The sequence below is a fragment of the Caballeronia sp. GAWG2-1 genome (assembly GCF_023631405.1).
Classification (GTDB): Bacteria; Pseudomonadota; Gammaproteobacteria; order Burkholderiales; family Burkholderiaceae; genus Caballeronia.
The window spans coordinates 103,414-120,611 of record NZ_JALQDD010000033.1 but is presented as its reverse complement, the minus strand read 5'-3'; the positions used below and the strand labels follow the sequence as shown (position 1 = coordinate 120,611).

Genomic DNA, 17,198 nt, shown 5'->3' with positions numbered 1-17,198 from the left:
AACCGAACCATCATTTGCCATTTCCATCTCCAGATTCACGGCGCCGCGCTGGCAGTGCGGACATCGATGAAAACGCGTCTCGCGCACCGTGCGACTGACGCGGGCCGCCGCCACTGCATACGCTCGGGCGGGCAGCCATCGCCTGAGCACGGGATAACTAACGAAATTGCGTGATACGGAATGCGGGGTGCGGCGCGGGGCGGATGTGAGCCGCTTCAGACTGTCGGATGCTCTGCCCGCGATTGAGCGAAAGGATCGGCGAGTCCGGATGGGAAACGGTCCTTGAGGCGTGAGTGCCTGTCCCGGAATTGAGTGCGAGCCATTATAAACAGACGTATCTCAAAAACCCAACGCATTTTTATCAGTTCATATGCTCTAAAGATCGTCCTCGACAAGCCGTATACGGCGGCCTCCGAAGACGCGGCTTCAGCGCTCGAAAACCCTTGTGCGACAAGGCTTTCGAGCGTATGTCCAGCAGCTGTCCATGTGGCTCAGGCCTTCGGCGCGAGCCATGAATCCTCGGCTTCGATACCGTCCGGCTCGTAGGTCCAGGTAATCTTTTCGTAGGTGAACGCGAGGTCCTCCATGTGTCCGATCTGCCGGTTGTTCGGGTCGAGGCAGTTCGGTGTCCATGACTTCATGTTGGTCAGGATCGCGTTCTCGAGCTTGGCGGTGTAGTACTTTTCCTCCGTGCCTTTCGGCGAGATGCGATAGAACTCGAGCGTGACGGTCTTCAACTGTTCGCCGGACGTCAACGCCTGATAAAGCTTCGGGCTCGACTTGTCGATCTCCTTGCTCACCTTCATCGCGCCATGCACGCGCTTGCCGGTGGGCAGTCCGGTCTGCGGGCTTTTCGGAATTTCGATGGTGTGATCCACGGCTTGCACGAGGATCTTGCCTTCGTGACCTTGCACCTTCGTGGCGCCTTCGATTTTTCCCTGGTTTTGACCTTCGACGGTCAGATAGCACGGCATCGGCATGATTCACCTCTTCTAGGTTGTTCGGGTTGGAGCGCCGTTCTCTTCAGGTCCGGCGCATGTTTGTAGTGTCGGCGGGCGCCGTTGCAGCCGTGTTGCGCCAAGGGCGCCGCTTGTTTCATCCGTAACGAACGCGCAACTGCCTGGGTTCGCGAACGTTCGGTCGCCTGTTGCGCGATTTGTGCGCTGCGTTGTGCGTTGCTTTAGCCCGCATTACACTTGCGACCATTTCTAAGATAAATCTCAGGTCGTATCGGAATGCTTATCGCCGATGCGCTCGCTCAACCGGGGGCCACTGTGACCAATGACGTTCGTGCGGCCGCCGCCGCGCCGCACGGTCTGCCCGCTACCGGCGCGCGTCATCATGTGGCGGGCTTGCGGCGCGCCCTGTTTTTGGGCGTGGTTTACGCCGTCCTTTCGACACCGCTCGACACGCTCGGCACCGGTTCGGCGTTGGCGGCGGTGGTGTGGCCCGCCCCGGCGATGGCGGTGGCCTATCTCTGGCGTCGGCCGCTCGGCGAATGGCCGGCCGCGCTCGTCGCGATCTTCATCGCGATGGTCATCGTCGGTCAGTTCGACGTGTTCCCGCTTTGGGTCGATGCGTCCTTCGCGCTCGTCAACGTGCTCGGCGTGGGCGTGGGCGTCGGGCTTGCTTGGCGCTTCGTGAGCCGCCGCGCGCGTCTCGATACCACCGCGCGCTTCACACGCTTCCTGTTATTGCTGCCGTTTGGCACCGTTTTCGCTATGGCGCTCGCAGGTAGCGCGCTATCGCATGCGATCGGCGGTCGCGATCTCATCGATGTCTGGCGCACCATCATGGGCAGCAACGGTCTGGCGATGCTCGTCCTCGTGCCCGGTCTGCTCGCGTGGACTACGCCGCCCGATCCGGATGCGCGGCCGGTGCGCGCGTGGGTCGTCGTCGTGCCGGCGCTGTGCGGCGCGGCGCTGATGATCGAGGCGTTCCGCATCCAGCTTCCTGACGAGACCGAGCATTTGCTGCTGATTCTGCTGCTCGTCTGGGCGGCGGTCGCCGGGTCGATCCGCGCGGCGACGCTCGCGGCTTTCGTCATCGTGACGACGGGCGTGGCGCTCACGGTGACGGGCAATGGTTCGTACCATCAAAACGGCATCGTCGGCGTGCGGCAGTTGCAGATCGACCTCGCCGTGCTGTGCACGCTGGTGTTTTACGTGGCGGTCGCGCTGCTCGAACGGCGTGGTTACGAGGCGCGTCTGCAACGCGTGCAGAAGCTCGAATCGCTCGGCCTTTTGGTGAGCGGCATTGCACACGATTTCAACAATGTGCTGGGCGCCGTGCGCGGCCACGCCGAATACGCCGATGAACTTCTTCCCGCCGATGCCGATGCGCGCCGTCCGCTGCAACACGTGCTGGCGGCAGTCAGAAGCGGCACCGCGATGACCGAGCAGATGCTGCTCGCGGTCGGACGCGGCAGTCCGCGACGTAGCGAACCGGTGTCGATGCGCGTGGTCATCGACGAGGCGGTGGGTTTGGCGACGGCGGATCATCGCGGGCCGGTGACGATTGCCGTGGAATACGACGACGTTCGCCTGGGCACGAGCGGTATCGATGCGTGGCCTGTCGCGGGCGATCATGCGCAGCTCGTGCGGGTGCTTTTGAACCTGCTGCGCAACGCGGCGCAGGCGGCGCGCAGCTGGGTGATCTTGCGCGTGTCGGCGGGCGTGCCGCGCGAGGAAATCGCGGATGTCGGGCGCGTGCCGGAGCGCACCGCGGTGATTCTAGAAGTGCACGACGATGGACCCGGAATTGCGCCGGATATCGCGTCGCGGATTTTCGACCCGTTCTTTTCGACCAAGCGCAAGCAGAGCGGGCATGGGTTGGGGTTGTCGATCGCGGCGGGAATCGTCGCGGATCACGACGGCGGGATTACGGTCGGAAACGGGCCGCTGGGTGGGGCGATGTTTCGGGTGTTGTTGCCGGCGAAGCGCGTGAAGGGTGTGGCGACGGTATCGCGCGGTGGCCTGGGCGACGGGGGAATGCATGAGGCTAGTGGTGCGGATGCGGCTTATGTGACGCCGCCGCGGTCGACTATCGGAACCGATGCGTCGCCGTCGGATGGAGAAAAGGCTAACGCGGATTATTTGGCGACAGCGCCGAGCATTGCGTCCATGTCGCGAGCGATGGATGCGGCTCACGCGCCGGGCACGCCCTGCACCGAGCCCAACGCTCCCATCGGCCAAGGCGAGCCCGTCCTCCTTGTCGAAGACGACGACACCCTCCGCGCGCTCCTCGAAGACTGGCTCGCCGAATCCGGCTTCGAGCCTGCGAGCTACGCGTCGCCCGCCACCGCGCTCGACGCATTGCAAGCCGATCCGCACGGCTTCGCGTTCCTCGTCAGCGACATCGAAATGGATGACCTGCGCGGCGACGAACTCATCGTCGCCGCGCGCGAACGCAGTCCCGCGCTGCCCGCGCTCTTGATCAGCGGGGCGCGGCAGGGCGCGCATATCGCCGCGGGCGTGAGCGTGCCGTTCCTCGCCAAACCGTTTGGCCGCGCCGATTTTTCGCGCGCGGTGCAGGCGCTTTATCACTCACACGAAGCCACGCGCTAACACCATGCCGAGTTCACCCCGCATATTGATCGTCGACGATGACCATTCCTTGCGTGTTTTGCTCGTTGAATATCTAGCCGGACACGGCATGACGACCGAAGGCGCGGCATCCGCCGCCGAAGCGCGCGAATGCCTCGCCGCCGATACCTTCGATCTCGTGTTGCTCGACCTCGGCCTGCCCGACGGCGACGGCCTCGAACTCGCGCGCGAATGGCGCGCGGGCGGCGAGGGCGGCGCCATGCCGATCATCTGCCTCACGGGCCGTACCGAGGAAGCCGACCGCGTGATGGGCCTCGAACTCGGCGCGGACGATTACGTCACCAAGCCGTTTTCGCCGCGCGAAGTGCTCGCCCGTGTGCGCGCCGTGCTGCGGCGCACGGGCGCGGGCGCGGCGCAGGGCGCGCCGATCACGCGCGGAAAGCTGCCGCGCGCATATCGCTTCGGCGGCTGGACGCTGAATCTGAACACGCGCCGCCTCAAGTCGCAGGACGACGAGACCGTTACCCTCACCAACGCCGAGTTCAATTTGCTGGTCGTGCTGCTCGGCGCGCCTAATCGCGTGGTGTCGCGCGAACACATGATCGAGCGCACCCGCGCGTTCGACGATGTCTATGACCGCGCCATCGACGTCCAGATTTTGCGGCTGCGTCGCAAGATCGAGGAAGATGCGCGCGCGCCCAAGCTGCTGTGCACGGAACGCGGTGCGGGCTACTACCTGAATGCGGAAATCGAGGAAGTGTGGTGATCGACCTTTGCGTGTTTCCCGATTTATCCTCGACGAATAAGCCATGAGTCCTCCTTTCGATACGCTCGGTTCCGCGCCCATTACGCCGGACAACCCCGCTGGCGACGATGTCCGCGACGATCCCGACTTCGATCGCCTGCAGACTGAGATCGACAAACTCAACAGCCCGAGCGCGGCGGCCGGCACGGACTGGGACGTGGTGCAGCGCGCTGCCACCGTGCTGCTCGCCGAACGCGGCAAGGACTTGCTCGTCGCGTGTTATCTCGCGGGCGCACTCATGCGCCGTTCCGGCCTCGAAGGCCTTGCGAGCGGCTTGACGGTCATCGACGATCTGCTCGCGAATTACTGGGAAACGCTGCATCCGGGCCTCTCGCGCTTGCGGGCGCGGCGCAACGCGTTGTCGTGGATTTTCGAGCGGGCGGTTCAGTTCGTCGTGGACAAGGTGGACCGCGATACGCAGCAGGAGCGCGCATTGATCGATGCGTTGCAGACGCGCCTCGAAGCCATCGATACGCGTCTTGCCGAGAAAGACCCGGACGCGCCGAGCGTGCGGCCGTTGCTCAATCAGATTCGCACGTTGCCGGTTCCGGAAGCTGTGCCCGAGCCCGTGCCTGCTGTAGACGCGCCTGTCGCGTCGGCGGAGACACGACCAGCACAAATCTCGCGTCCTTCTGCGCCGGCCGCTGCCGCATCGCTTGCCGTCGCGCCGCTTTCGAACGCGGCCATTGTGTCCGATGCCGATGCCGACCGCGCCTTCGAGCAGATTGCCGAGCGGCTGGTGACGCTGGCGGGCTTCCGGCGTGGCAATCGGGTGAGCGATGCGCAGGCGTATCGGCTGAATCGGCTTGCGGCGTGGGGCGCGATCGAAACCGCGCCGCTTGCCGAGCGTGGCCAGACGCGCATTCCGGGGCCGATCGCGGAACTGGCGATTGCGCTGGACCGCCTGCAATCCGGCGATGCGCCCGAGGACACACTCACGTTCGCAGAGGCGAACTTGCCGGCGTTTCCGTTCTGGATGGATTTGAATCGTGCGAGCGCGCAGGCGCTTGCGAATCTTGGCGAGCCGTTCGCGGACGCGCTCGCCGAAGTGAACGCGGCGACGCTGCAACTGTTGCGCCGCGCCCCGGAGTTGCCGAATCTGACTTTCGCGGATGGCAAGCCTTTCGCGGATGGCGCGACGCTCGAATGGATCACGAGCCTGCAACGCAATGCGGCGACGGGTTCGGGCGGCGGCGCGGCGCCGGATGCGCTCGCGGTGGCGCTCGGCACGGCGCGCTCGCTCGCCGCGGCGGGTGACCTCGAAGCGGCGGCAGTGGCGCTCCAGGGCGCGACGTTGGGTACGAATCCGGAACAACGCCTGCGCGCGACCATCCACTTGAGCGAATTAATGCTGGCGCATCGGCCGAACGCGCCGCTGCGGCCGTTCGCGCAGATGATCGTCGGCGAAGTGGATCGGCATGAGCTCGACCGCTGGACGCCGCAACTCGCGCTGGAGGCGTTGAGCGCGGCGCACGCGCTGTATCAGCAAAACGATGCGCATGCCGAAGCGACTGCACTGGTCGCGCGCATTGCGAAGATCGATGCGGCTGCGGCGGTGAAGTTGGCGTTGGGGGGCGTGTAGGGGAAGGCGGTCGCGCGCGACGCGTGACGACGGCCGCCTGACAACGCCTCGTTCGCTTGCTCAACGCGCGCCACCCACGGTTCCAGTAGCCCGCCTATTCAAGCCATCGTCCAGTGAGGCAAATCCAGAGAACATAGGTTGGAAACTTGGGCGCAGGCCGCCGTTCGAAGCTGCTGTGATACTGCTTATGCCAGTTGGTTGTGCTCGCAGGAGAGCTGCTGCACTGTCAGCACCCGTTCCGCGACAGGCGAACGTGCTTTAGGATCGGCGTTAGCCACATTCAGGCCGTCAAGTGAACTGGTCAGCGGGCCGCGAGTGTTAACTCCCAGCCGCGCTCCATTTACCGCTGTGGTCCCTACCCCTTCTTACTGTCTTTACGCGCTTTACGCGCGAGCTGCTTCTCACTCTCGGTCACGCGCGTCATTGCGCGCGCCTGATTCTTGAAGATCAACGCATCGAGCACGCCGCGCACGAGTTGCTGATCCTGCTCGGGCATGCGCGCAATGGTTTCGAACTGACAACGCGACATCATCGGGGCCGCGCTCGCCTTCATCAGAAATTAGCGCATCTAAATTAACGCCGAGCCCGATAGCGAAGCATGGCACTTCCTGGCGATACCGCCGCTTCGCTCTTAGCAACGAAGAATGCCGAAGCAGACAAGGACGCGCATTCAAAATATTCAGAAAATACTGGCATTGAAAAAATTAGCGGACAGCCTGATGTCTATGCGGCAGTAAGAACTTAGTTTCCATTAATTTAGTCGAGGAATTTATTGTGAAAAAGCACGCTTATGTTGCGCATAGGCCGTTATCAAATGAAAAGGGTAAGGGCACGACGCATCACGTGGTAATCGTTGACCGAAAAGAGGTAAAGGAAACTAAAACGCAGAAAGAGGCAGCGGATTGGGCACTGTCAATGAACTACTCGGTACACGTTGCACGAGAGCGGCATTTGCAGGATCAGGATAAGCCCGCGCATTGGCGGCAGTATCCTTGAGAAGATGTAGCAGAGCGGAAATATCTAGATAAGGCGGCACGGAAGTTTACTCCGTGCCGCTTGAATGGCGAGAGCGCGAGATGATGCGCGACTAAGAAAGGGAAGAACGAAGAACCAGCGTCGTTGCCGGTGTCATAGTGTATTCAGCAATAAAGAAGAGCCGGCCCGTTGCCGCGTCCCAAGCCCCGCCCAGATACCAAACACCGAACTCAAGACCCCGCCCCCGACAACCCCGGCACTGTCGGCAAAACCGGCAAGATCGGCAACGGCGGCACGTCCGGCGCCGTCATCGGTCCTGACTGAATCGGTGCAAACGAAGGCGCCGCCGCCGTCACCAACGGGCCGCGCGCTTCCAGCAGACTATCGAAACGCGCTTGCAGCGTCTGCGTTCCAGCCGGAGAAGCCGGCGCATTCCAGCACATCCCGATCTGCTGCGGCAACGACACGCGTAGCGGCTGCGGCGTCGTCCCGCCACTATTACCCGCCAGCTTGATCAGCAACAACTGCTGCGTCTGCGCCGCAAGCGTATCGATCGCTTGCTGGCGCAGCTGCGTCTCTTTCTGCTGCGCGTCCTGCAATTGCGCCAGCTGCGTCGCGCCATCGATGATCGCGTCCTCGCCACGGAACTCGTAACGCACCGTGATCTGGTCGATGCCGCGCTGCGCGAGCGCCGCCGCCGACGACGGAAAATCCTGCGGCGTGAACAATCGGTGCCCATCGCGGAAGTCGCGCAGGAAACTGACCACGCCCGCATCGCCGCGATAACGCTTGGAGAGCGTCAGGCCATCGAAACGAATCAGCAAACTCACCTCGCCACACTGGCCGAGTGTCCAGTTGAAAGTGTCGCTCACCGGGAAGTTGAAGTTGGTCAACGTGCGCGCGCCCGCCGCACACTGCACCGTCAGCACAGTCGCGAATGGCCGCATGCGCGCTGAAGGATTCACGTCGATAGGCTGCGCCGTAATCGTCAACGGATACGCCTTCGCCTGCGCCGCCGCAATCTGCTGCTTCACACTCGCAATGGCCTGCTCCGCATTGGCCTGCTGCTGCTTCGCCTGCTCTTGCGCCGCCTGCGCCTGCGCTGCGTCGGCTTCGGCGCGGGACTTGGCGCGCTGTGCTTCCATCAGCTGCGCGGTGCGCTTGCCGACCGCCGAATTGAGCGTCGGCAGGAACGCGGCGGTGAAGGGCACGCTGTAATCGGCCGTCTGCACTTCAGAGATCGCGCTCGCCGAATGCGTCAGGAACGGCTTGGCCGGCCCATCGACAAAACTCCACACCGAACCCTGCGGACCGTACAACTGATCGACGACCTGCGTCATGCTGGTCGCCGCCTGCAATGGCCAATACACCTTGCTGTCCCAATCCGATTGCAACGCGCACGAAGTCTCTTCTTCCGTATAAGCCAGCACGAAATGCAGCGGCCCGCCGATCAGATGCCAGATGGACTGATCAGCCGCGCCGTTGGAATCGACTTCGTCACGCAGGCGCAAGAGGGCGCGCGCGGCATCGTGTACAGGCGATGTCTTCACCGCCGGATCGACGCCAAAGCCATGAAACGCAGCCGATACGCCATATGCCTTCGCGGTGCCATCGGTGACGGTGGCCGCGATCTGATCGATGTCCTGAAAATAGTCGCGCATGGCGGATGCCGCCCGCGCATTGACGCGCACCGCCGCCGCGCCCGCCAGCGGACTGCTCGCGATGCTGTCGCGGATCGCCTGGCCGCCGAACGAGTTGATGCTTTGCACGATGCCACCCGCATGGCTCGCGATCAGCGCGCCGGTGGCATCGCGCCGCAGGCGGCCCATGCGTCGAGCGGTCTGCAGCCAGTCGGGCAACTGGGCGTCGGCCACGCCTTCGAACTCGTCGTTGACGCGATCGAGCGCGCGCAGATAAGGGCTCGCGTTCTGCGTGATGGTCGCGAGCCGTCCGCGCCAGGCGTCGCGGCCCGGTAGCATGCGTTCGCCCTGCGGCACGGTTTGCACGAAGCTCTGCCACGCCTGAAAGCGCTCGATCTGATAGTCGTGGTCGAAGAACGCCTGTTGCTGCACGAGTTGCGCATCGTCGACGACCGCCTGGTGAATCTCCTTCAGATAGCCGTCGATATCCACCCGTCCCGCGCGTGTGTACGCGGCCGGCACCTTGATCTCCGCGAGCCGGTTCGCTTCGGCGAGTTGCGCGTCGGTGCGCGCGGCTTCCACGGCCTTCGAATCCGGCGCCGTTGCACGGCTCGACGCCGCCGTGATGCGCCCGCCCGCGACATTGCCCGCAACCGGAGCATCCACGTTTGCCAGACGCAGGGATTGCGCGCGCGCCGAGTTCGCGTCGAGCCAGAAGTCGGCGAGCGAGACATCGTGCAGATGCGGGTCGATCGGCGCAAGCTGCGTGAGCCAGTGCATGCGGTTCTGGTACAGCGCCTGGGCAAGCGTCGCCTGCTGTTGCGCCACGCGCGTCACGATGTCGCGCGCATTCGTCGCCGACCACGCGATATAGGAAATGCGCAAGTCGTTGATCTGGTCGAAGAGTTGCGACGACCACGGCGCCATGTCGCTATAAAGCGGCTGAGGCATCGCGGCAAGTTCCGGACGATCCGCGCCCGCCACTTTCGCGCGCAGCAGATTCGTCACGCGCACTTCGTTGAGGATGCTAAGCGGCAGCGTGCCGTCGGTATCGTTGACGAGATCGCGCCGCAAATCCAGATCGAAATCGCGTTCGACGGCTGGTCGGATGTACTGCAGATATTGCTGCGTGTATTGCTCGCGCAGCCGTTCCTGCAAGCGGTCGATATGGCCGGAGATCATCCAGCGCGAACGCCAGTTGCGGTTGCGGCGATCGATCTCGCGCAGCGCGGTGTTGCTGCGCGTGAGGGTAGCGGCGTCATCGACGAGCAAGCCGTCGAAGCGCTGATGAAACGGATAGCTGCGCTCGATCTGCGTCAGCGTGTTGACGTTGCGGATGAACGACATCGTGATCAGCAAGCCGAACGCAACGGCCAACATCACCCACGCGAGCATGCCTAGATGCTGGGTCGCGGCGAACCAGCGATTGACAAGCGCGGCAGGTTTGCCGACGTTGCGGTCTTGCGGCAGGATGCGGCCGAAGAGATCGTGCAGGAACACGCCGGTCGTCGAGGGTTCGTGCGGCGGCATCGGGCGCAGCGTCTCCGGCAGCACCGCAGAGCGCGCGCCGCCGGCCTGCAGGCCGCTCGAAAAGAACAGTCCGCGCAAGAACGGCGATTCCAGATACGGGCTGTTACCAAGGCACGCCTTCACGAAGAGTTCGGTGCCCGCGCGCAGGCGGTCGAGTTCGTTCGGAAACAGCAGCAGTTCCACCGCCGATTGCGGATGCCGCGCAACCAGCGCAACCCGCATCGCGCGTAGTCGTTCGACGATGGCATCGAAGGCCAGCGAGAGGAAGCGCTCGGTCGGCGGATCGTCGGCGGTGGCGGGCGCGAGATGACCCATCGCCTGATTCAACGCGGTCTCGGGCAAGAGCGTGCTCCAGCTTTCGAAGCCATAGAGCTGATCGCACTTGGTGACGAGCACGTACACCGGAAAGCGCCGCCCGAAAAGGCGGATCAACTGTTCTATGCGTGCACGGATCACGCGCGCTTCCTGATCGATCGCCTCGCGGTCCGGCGTGACGAGCCGGTCGGCGGAGATGGCGAGCACGAGTCCGTTGATGCCTTCGCGTCCGCGATAGCGCGACAGCAGGTCCAGCACCAGATTCCACTCGCGGCGGTCGGCGTCTTCGTTGTCGGCATCGACATAACGGCCCGCGCAGTCGAGCACGATGGAGCGGTCGAAGTACCACCAGTCGCAATTCTCGGTTTGCGGGACCGGCGCGCCTTGTTGCGTGTGATCCTGCAGCGAAGTGGACAGCCGCGAGCGCGCGAGCGCCGTGGTCTTGCCCGCGCCCGGTCTGCCGATCACCATGTACCAGGGCAGCACGTAGAGCGGATTGCCGAGACGCTTCAGGCTCGAACCGCGCAGGAGCGCCGCGGCATCGCGGAACTTGCGGCGCAAGGCGCCCGTGCGCGACCCGCGCTGCGCGGCTTCCTGTTCGGCACGCCGCTGCCGCGCGATGATGCTGCGGGAACGATACGCAAGCGTCAGGCGCCGCAGGAAGATCAACATGAAGAACATGCCGAGCGCGCCGAAGAAAATCGCGGCGGACGCCCACAACGGCCATTCGAGATACAGCGTCAGCCCCCAGCTGACGAGCGCCAGCACGACGAGCGCAAGGAGCCACAGCAGAACGGTGCGCAGGACTTTCATTGGATGAGCGGAAGAATAGCGTTCACCATCTGCACGATGATCAGGTGATAGGTGCCGTAGAGCACGGCGAGCACGACCACGGGCAAGCCGAAGCCGATGAGCGTCTGCCGGCGAAGCCGCCAGCGCACCCGGCGCGCCGCCGGTTCGACGCCGGTTTGCGCCGCGCGCGCCGATTCCTCGCTGACATACGCTTGCGGAAAGAGCACCGCGCCGGTGGCGGCCGGAACGCCGCCTTCGTCGAGCACTTTCTGAAGCGTGACGCGGCGGCGTTCGTCGAGCTGACGCGAGCTGCGCTCTTGCGCATAGCGACCCTTGAAGCCGAGCGCGAGACACAGCGCAAAGACTTCGCGCACATCGGCCTGATCGTCGCGCAGATCGTCGAGACGCGCGTAGAACGAGACGCCGGCGGTCGTCGTGTTGAAGTGGCGGCGCTGCATCAGATGGCGCTGCCAGTGCGGCGCGCCAGCCCATTCGGATGAGATCAGCACTTCGTCGGCCCAGGCGAGCACGGCGAAAAGCGCGTTGTCGAAATCCGATGGCACGAAATTGTGGATGCGCGCGTCGTGCCGCGCCTGGTCGATGGCTTCGTCGATCGCTTCGGCGAGTGCGCGTGCGCGCGCGGCGTCCTCGGCGGGCGTGCCGCTCGATGCGTTCGATACACTCGCCCGTGGCGCGAGCGAAGGAAGCGGCGCGGGCGCCGGCGGGGCATCGGCGATGGCGACGGCGTTGGCGTTAGCGTTAGCGCTTGCATTGCCATTGGCGGCCATCTCGCCGATAGGCTGCGGCGCAAACGGCGAACCGCCAGCGGAAGCAGGCTGCGATGCAACCGGACGTGGCGCGGCGGGCAAGGGCTTTGGAACGGCAGGCGCCGCCGTCGACGGCCGCAAGAAGGCCGGGGCGGCGGCCGTATCGATCGTCTGCCGCACCAGCGCGATGACGGGGATCAAAGTGTCGGTCAGATGCACGTCATCTCCGCAGGATCACGATCTCGGCGCGCAGATCGGCGGGGGCGTCGAGCCAGTGAAGAGCGATATCGCCTTCGCGCTCGACGAGTTCCCACTGCTCGCTCACCTGTTCGATACGGAAGTAGAACGAATGCGCGCGACGCGGCAAACCCTGCGGCGCGTGCGGCATATGAATCAGTTCGAGGCCGGGCAGGGCGTGGCGCACGAGCGTCGGAATCTCGCCGAGCGCGGACAAACGCGCGCCGTTGACGATGCCATCCACCACCCATTGCGGATCTTCCTGCGTCCGCACGACGAGATAAAAGCGGTTGCGGTTGCCGAACACGCTGCGCGGCACTTGTCCGTGATAGACGCCGTCGCGTGGCTCCAGCACGACCAGAAACTCCGGCCCGACCGTGATCTCGTTGAGCAGATGCCCGATGGTCACGCGCGCGCGCCCGAAGCAGCCGTCGAGGTCGAGGTGATCGTAAGCGGGCAGACCGGCGCCGCCGTCCATCTCGCCGAGCATGGTGAAGCGCTCCGAGAACGAGCTCAGTTCGCCGACGAGTTGCCGCAACACGCCATATGCGAGCCACGGATGCACCTGTTCGCTCTCGATCAGATGGAACAGGCTCGGCGAAAAGCGATTGAGCGATCGCAACGCAAGCAGGAACAGCATGTACGACGCGTCGAACTCGGCCTTCTGCATCTCGCGCGGATTCTTGTACTCCTGCAACTGGCGGGCGCGTCCTGCAAGCTCGTCGCGAATCTCGCGCAGCATCGTGCGCAGCGCATCGGAACCGGCGAGCGCGTAACTCGGCGGGATGAAGCGGTCGGCGAGCACGACGGTGTCGCCATCGCGCACCAGCCGCGCGATGGGAATCAGCTCGTACTGATCCAGATGATCCAGCTCCGATTCGAAGAACACCTTCAGCACATAGCGCAGCGTTTGCAGCGGCGCGTCGGGGCCTTCGGAATAGAGGTCGGGCGTCTCGGGAACGGACATCACCGTGGCGAAGCGTGTGGCGACGTTCGCGGCGTCGGCGAGCGTGCTGACTTCGGTGACGTTCTTTTCCTGCTCGCTCGCGCGGCGCACGCCGAGATAGACGTTGAGCGGACGGTCGCCCTGCACCCAGCTTGCCTCGAAGGTGCGCGGCGCGATCACCGCGTTCTCGGGATACTCGGCATAGTGATGATCGCGGAACAGAAGACGCGCGCGCTGCACGTCGATGGTGCGATTCGCGATGGCGCTTCTCGACAGTTCGAGCGCGCCGACGCCCCAGAAATGCGGCACGCCGGCTTCGTAAAGCGGCGTCTGCGTGAAACGGCTGTGCTGATCCGCGAGCTGAAAATGCTGCGGCTGCAGAAACATTCCCTGATGCCAGTAGACGGCTTGCTTGTCTTCCACGTCGGGCTCGTCAGTTGGGGAGTTTGATGGTGGCGGTATCGGCTGCGCCGTTCGATGGCGTGAGCGGCACTTCCTTGCCGCCGCCGTCGAGCGGCACGATCTGCTGCTTCGCCTGTGCGCGTTTTTGCGCGGCGACGATCTGCGGCGGTTCCGGATTCAGACGCGCGGCGTCGCTGATCGCATCACGTCCGAGCGACAGGCGCAACGCAAGCGTTTGCGGTTGCGCCGCATAATCGTGGCCGACGAACGCCTGATTCGATATGGCGAGCGGAATCTCGAAGAGACGCGCGCTGGACGCCGGGTCCATCGTGTAGAAGCCCGCGATCAGCCCGACCATCTTCGCTTTCGCGGCGCGATCGATCGAGAGGATCGTGTGACCGCCCGGCTGCACGACGTAGCGCGTGAGCTGAAGGATCGCGGGATTCGGCGCCGCTTCGCCGAGCGTCGAGGCGAGCGTGCCGGCATCGGCCGACAGTTTGCGAAACGAATCGGCGTCGGCGGTCTGCACCACGCCGAGCAGGAGCGTATGCGGCTCGTTGTTGTATTCGTTGAGTAGATCGTCGGCGTCGAGCTGCACGAGGATGGCGTCGCCCGCCGCGCTCCAGTCGACGGCCGCGACGGCCTGCTTCGCGCTCGTGCCGCTGAACATGGAGCAGCCCGCGAGTACCAAGCCGAAGGCGAGCGCGCAGACGGTGAGTACGCGTTGCGCCGCGCGTCGCAACGTGGGGGCGACGCGAATCGTCTGCTCTGCTACGCTTGCGGCAAATTCGGCTTGCCTGAGAGTCGGTCTACTCATGTCCCTCGATCTTTCCCGTCGTAATCGTAGTCGTAGTCATGGTCTGGCCAAGCGATCCTTGCCGCCGAAGCCGGGCTTGCGCCGTCTTGCCGTCGCGAGCGCATGCTTGATGACTTTCGCGATGCTTTCGGCCACCGCGCCCGGATGCAGGGCCGCCGATATGGCTAACACGGTTAACGGCAGCGACACCGCTCAACCTGAGGTGCAATCGACCGAAGTTGCGCACACGGGCCTGCCCGTCACCGTGCCGGTCGTTTCCGTCAGCACGCTCACCACGACCACGCTCGCCAGTCAGCACGAGTGCCGCCCGACGCTCACCACCGTGCGCGAGTTCGAGGTGGCGCAGGCGAATGCGCGCCCGTGGTTCGTGCGGCATATCGAAGGTCTGACTGGCGCTCCGCTCGGGGCGGCGGGCGCGGCGTGGCTCGCGGCGCATTTTCTGGCGGAGCGCATTTGGATTTTGCCGGCCGCGCTCGCGGGCGGCGCCGTGGGCTGGGTGGTCGGACCGTTCGGCATCCTGCTGGGTACGGGCGGCGGCGTGCTTGGGCACGCGCTGACGCACAAGATATCGGTGACGGTCGCCGGCGGCGTGGCGGGCGGCCTGATCGGCATGGCGCTCTGGCATTTCCTGATTCCCCCGCCGAAGCCGGCCACGCCCGATTCGCCCGTCGACGTGCCGGTGGAGCACTTCGTGACGAACGACCAATGCGGCGATGTCCAGCACGCCCGCTTTCGCGGCGGCGATCTCTACAAGGTTGATTTCATGCTCGACGGCAAGCCGATGTCCGCCGATCTGCCATACGACCCGGGCAACACGCTCGCGGTGTATCCCGATGGCCAGCCGGTCGTGCGCAACTTGCCGATTCCTTGATTCCCTGATTCCGTGACCGGATGCCAGTACTCCCTAAAGACGATTTGGCGGATCGGGCAAGAGGAATTGTCTTAAAAAAGCGAACCGAGTGTAACACGCGTTTCGCTTGATTTTTGGCGGAAATCGGCGTGACTTTGCGGCGTTGCAGCCTTGATGGGCGTGTAACGGAGCTATGTTTCAGATGAAACCCCCGTGCTTCCTTTTGCTAACGCTCGTGTAACTCTGCTGGCGCAAAGTGCGCTTCATGGAGTCATTCGAGAAGCATGAGCGGGGAACATCATGAAAAAGCGTCTGGGATGGGTGGCGGGTGTGGTGCTGGCGGCGTTGCTAATAGCGGGCTTCGCGACGGTCGGCAATGACGATTTACCGTCGGCGGGGTTCTGCGTGGTGTCGTCGGATGGAGAGGTGTTGCAGGCGCTGGATTCCATGCGCGCGGTGAAGTCGGGGGATTCCGCAAGTTGAATGGATCGCGGCGTAACGCAAAGTCCGCCGTGTTGCGGGTTCCGGCCGTGATTGCGTGCGCTGAGCTCAACGCCGTAGTGAAATCCGCTCATCCCGATGCCGCGCGGATCGTGGTTTCGGAACCGATATCCGTGGTGTGGGATCGACGGCTGTTCGCGGTCGGCGATCAAAGCACGTCGCTTTGCGATTGAAGCGGGCCTTCGTCGAAAGGCCCGCTCATCTGCTTCAAATGCTCAACCCGCCACCGGCAACGCACTCAACTTGGCGATCGTATCCGCGCAAGCATGCGCCGCTTCCGCACCCTTCACGAGAAAGTGCTCCTTGAAGAAGCCGATATGCTCTTCGCCATGATGAAAATGATGCGGCGTAAGCACGGCCGAAAACACCGGCGTGCCGGTTTCGAGTTGCACCTGCATCAAGCCGTTGATGACAGCCGTCGCGACGAACTCGTGCCGATATATCCCGCCATCGACCACCAGTCCCGCCGCGACAATGCCCGCGTATTGGCCGCTTAGTGCAAGACGTTTGGCGTGCAGCGGAATCTCGAATGCGCCAGCGACTTCGTAGAGATCGATATCGTCCGCTGTGTAACCGCGCTTCTGCATGGCTTCGATGAACGAGGTCTTGCATTGATCGACGATATCGCGATGCCAGCAAGCCTGCACGAAAGCGACGCGCGCACGAGTGGAGCCTGCGGCCGATACTGCTTGGGTTTCGTTCGAATTGGAAAAGTTCATGGACATCAGCCTGTTTGGTGTGAACAGGGCGAAGGACGGCCAATGGCCTTCGCACGCGACAAAATAAGCGCGAACGAAGCGTGACGAAGCACACTGACTGTCCTGTTCTCTTTCATCCGGACTATACCGTCGGCCCCGGAATCAAACCGGGTCTGCTGACCTCTCCGACCGTGAAAGCCGGAGAGCGCTCGCGGGCTACGTCCCTTTCGTGAAAACATCGGGAAACGATTACCGCCGGTGGGGAATCTCACCCCGCCCCGAGAACTCGCTCATCGCAACCGTGCGATGAACAGGCTGGAAGTTACCATGAAACGTGGCTTTTTGTGCGGTGCGTTTCGCACATTCAAATCACGAAAAGCGATAAGCGGCAGCAGCCCGTTCACGCCAACGCCACCACCGCGATCTCCACCAGCAACTCGGGCGTTGCCAATTGCGCTTGCACCGTCGCGCGGGTCGGCGCATGCCCTTGCGGCACCCACGCATCCCACACTTCGTTCATGCCGCTGAAATCGCGGGAGATATCCGCAAGCCACACTTGTGCCGACACGAGACGCGTCTTGTCGATGCCCGCTTTCTCCAGAAAGCCGTCGATCTTTTCGAGCACCTTGGCGGTTTGCAGTTTGATATCCGGCGAATGATCGGCGGAAGTCTGGCCGCCGATAAACACGAGACCCGCTGCCTTGACGACGCGGCTCATCCGCTGATTGGTGTCGATGCGAACGATATCGCCCATGATGTTTTTCCTTGAACGTTGAGATTGAAACGAAGTCGCCGC

15 protein-coding genes and 1 riboswitch are annotated in these 17,198 nt (G+C 63.7%); of the genes, 6 read left to right on the top strand and 9 right to left on the bottom strand.

Translation table 11 applies throughout. The features are described 5' to 3' along the window. Positions 1–491: 491 nt before the first annotated feature. Positions 492–980 carry an Hcp family type VI secretion system effector gene (locus NCR98_RS23505; RefSeq protein ID WP_250527492.1) on the bottom strand — a complete coding sequence of 163 codons (489 nt, stop codon included), beginning with the start codon at positions 978–980 and terminating at the stop codon, positions 492–494. Between the two features lie 294 nt (positions 981–1,274). Between NCR98_RS23505 and NCR98_RS23500 the strand changes: the two genes are divergently transcribed. Genes NCR98_RS23500 through tssA form a run of 3 tightly spaced genes read left to right on the top strand, consistent with a single transcriptional unit; the run spans position 1,275 to position 5,932 of the window. After that, positions 1,275–3,566, top strand: a complete 2,292-nt coding sequence (locus tag NCR98_RS23500) for an ATP-binding protein (RefSeq protein ID WP_250527491.1) — start codon at positions 1,275–1,277, stop codon at positions 3,564–3,566. Between the two features lie 4 nt (positions 3,567–3,570). Next, entirely contained in the window at positions 3,571–4,311 is a 741-nt protein-coding gene (locus NCR98_RS23495; RefSeq protein ID WP_244831859.1) for a response regulator transcription factor, read from the top strand. A gap of 43 nt (positions 4,312–4,354) precedes the next feature. After that, positions 4,355–5,932: a type VI secretion system protein TssA gene (gene tssA, locus NCR98_RS23490; protein ID WP_250527490.1), complete on the top strand. Its 1,578-nt coding sequence runs from the start codon at positions 4,355–4,357 to the stop codon at positions 5,930–5,932. A gap of 355 nt (positions 5,933–6,287) precedes the next feature. On the opposite strand, the gene NCR98_RS23485 is transcribed toward tssA, so the two are convergent. Next, a complete protein-coding gene (locus NCR98_RS23485; protein ID WP_250527489.1) occupies positions 6,288–6,464 on the bottom strand; it encodes a hypothetical protein in 177 nt (58 codons plus the stop codon). Between the two features lie 66 nt (positions 6,465–6,530). Between NCR98_RS23485 and NCR98_RS23480 the strand changes: the two genes are divergently transcribed. Further along, positions 6,531–6,677 carry a hypothetical protein gene (locus NCR98_RS23480; RefSeq protein WP_250527488.1) on the top strand — a complete coding sequence of 49 codons (147 nt, stop codon included), beginning with the start codon at positions 6,531–6,533 and terminating at the stop codon, positions 6,675–6,677. A 460-nt stretch (positions 6,678–7,137) separates the two neighbouring features. Here NCR98_RS23480 and NCR98_RS23475 read toward each other — a convergent pair whose 3' ends face one another. The 5 genes from NCR98_RS23475 to NCR98_RS33370 are packed head-to-tail and all read right to left on the bottom strand — an operon-like array spanning position 7,138 to position 14,524. Continuing rightward, positions 7,138–11,205: a type VI secretion protein IcmF/TssM N-terminal domain-containing protein gene (locus tag NCR98_RS23475; RefSeq protein WP_250527487.1), complete on the bottom strand. Its 4,068-nt coding sequence runs from the start codon at positions 11,203–11,205 to the stop codon at positions 7,138–7,140. Continuing rightward, positions 11,202–12,170 carry a DotU family type IV/VI secretion system protein gene (locus NCR98_RS23470; protein ID WP_250527486.1) on the bottom strand — a complete coding sequence of 323 codons (969 nt, stop codon included), beginning with the start codon at positions 12,168–12,170 and terminating at the stop codon, positions 11,202–11,204. Before NCR98_RS23470 ends, NCR98_RS23475 begins: the two co-directional genes overlap by 4 nt. Before the next feature lies 1 nt (position 12,171). Further along, a complete protein-coding gene (tssK, locus tag NCR98_RS23465; protein WP_350029520.1) occupies positions 12,172–13,557 on the bottom strand; it encodes a type VI secretion system baseplate subunit TssK in 1,386 nt (461 codons plus the stop codon). A 10-nt stretch (positions 13,558–13,567) separates the two neighbouring features. Next, positions 13,568–14,353 carry a type VI secretion lipoprotein TssJ gene (locus NCR98_RS23460; RefSeq protein ID WP_244831854.1) on the bottom strand — a complete coding sequence of 262 codons (786 nt, stop codon included), beginning with the start codon at positions 14,351–14,353 and terminating at the stop codon, positions 13,568–13,570. A gap of 36 nt (positions 14,354–14,389) precedes the next feature. Beyond that, positions 14,390–14,524 (bottom strand): hypothetical protein, encoded by a 135-nt coding sequence (locus NCR98_RS33370; protein WP_284503931.1) that lies wholly within the window; start codon positions 14,522–14,524, stop codon positions 14,390–14,392. Between NCR98_RS33370 and NCR98_RS23455 the strand changes: the two genes are divergently transcribed. Together NCR98_RS23455 and NCR98_RS23450 are read left to right on the top strand one after the other, a co-directional pair. Further along, positions 14,514–15,224 carry a hypothetical protein gene (locus NCR98_RS23455; RefSeq protein WP_250511764.1) on the top strand — a complete coding sequence of 237 codons (711 nt, stop codon included), beginning with the start codon at positions 14,514–14,516 and terminating at the stop codon, positions 15,222–15,224. The genes NCR98_RS33370 and NCR98_RS23455 overlap by 11 nt on opposite strands. Positions 15,225–15,503: 279 nt before the next feature. Then, complete coding sequence (locus NCR98_RS23450; protein WP_250527485.1) at positions 15,504–15,686, top strand: hypothetical protein; 183 nt, start codon at positions 15,504–15,506, stop codon at positions 15,684–15,686. Between the two features lie 233 nt (positions 15,687–15,919). On the opposite strand, the gene NCR98_RS23445 is transcribed toward NCR98_RS23450, so the two are convergent. Then, on the bottom strand, positions 15,920–16,423 hold the full coding sequence (locus tag NCR98_RS23445) for a 6,7-dimethyl-8-ribityllumazine synthase (protein ID WP_250468067.1): 504 nt from the start codon (positions 16,421–16,423) through the stop codon (positions 15,920–15,922). Between the two features lie 100 nt (positions 16,424–16,523). Beyond that, positions 16,524–16,692, bottom strand: a riboswitch (FMN riboswitch). 110 nt (positions 16,693–16,802) lie between these two features. Next, on the bottom strand, positions 16,803–17,156 hold the full coding sequence (locus NCR98_RS23440; RefSeq protein ID WP_250468066.1) for a RidA family protein: 354 nt from the start codon (positions 17,154–17,156) through the stop codon (positions 16,803–16,805). Between the last annotated feature and the right edge of the window lie 42 nt (positions 17,157–17,198).

Coding starts and splice junctions, on each gene's coding strand:
- NCR98_RS23475 (WP_250527487.1), bottom strand. CDS start 11,205: ATGAAAGTCCTGCGCACCGTTCTGCTGTGGCTCCTTGCGCTCGTCGTG.
- NCR98_RS23505 (WP_250527492.1), bottom strand. CDS start 980: ATGCCGATGCCGTGCTATCTGACCGTCGAAGGTCAAAACCAGGGAAAA.
- NCR98_RS23460 (WP_244831854.1), bottom strand. CDS start 14,353: ATGAGTAGACCGACTCTCAGGCAAGCCGAATTTGCCGCAAGCGTAGCA.
- NCR98_RS23450 (WP_250527485.1), top strand. CDS start 15,504: ATGAAAAAGCGTCTGGGATGGGTGGCGGGTGTGGTGCTGGCGGCGTTG.
- tssA (WP_250527490.1), top strand. CDS start 4,355: ATGAGTCCTCCTTTCGATACGCTCGGTTCCGCGCCCATTACGCCGGAC.
- NCR98_RS23485 (WP_250527489.1), bottom strand. CDS start 6,464: ATGATGTCGCGTTGTCAGTTCGAAACCATTGCGCGCATGCCCGAGCAG.
- NCR98_RS23480 (WP_250527488.1), top strand. CDS start 6,531: ATGGCACTTCCTGGCGATACCGCCGCTTCGCTCTTAGCAACGAAGAAT.
- NCR98_RS23495 (WP_244831859.1), top strand. CDS start 3,571: ATGCCGAGTTCACCCCGCATATTGATCGTCGACGATGACCATTCCTTG.
- NCR98_RS23445 (WP_250468067.1), bottom strand. CDS start 16,423: ATGAACTTTTCCAATTCGAACGAAACCCAAGCAGTATCGGCCGCAGGC.
- NCR98_RS23440 (WP_250468066.1), bottom strand. CDS start 17,156: ATGGGCGATATCGTTCGCATCGACACCAATCAGCGGATGAGCCGCGTC.
- NCR98_RS23455 (WP_250511764.1), top strand. CDS start 14,514: ATGGCTAACACGGTTAACGGCAGCGACACCGCTCAACCTGAGGTGCAA.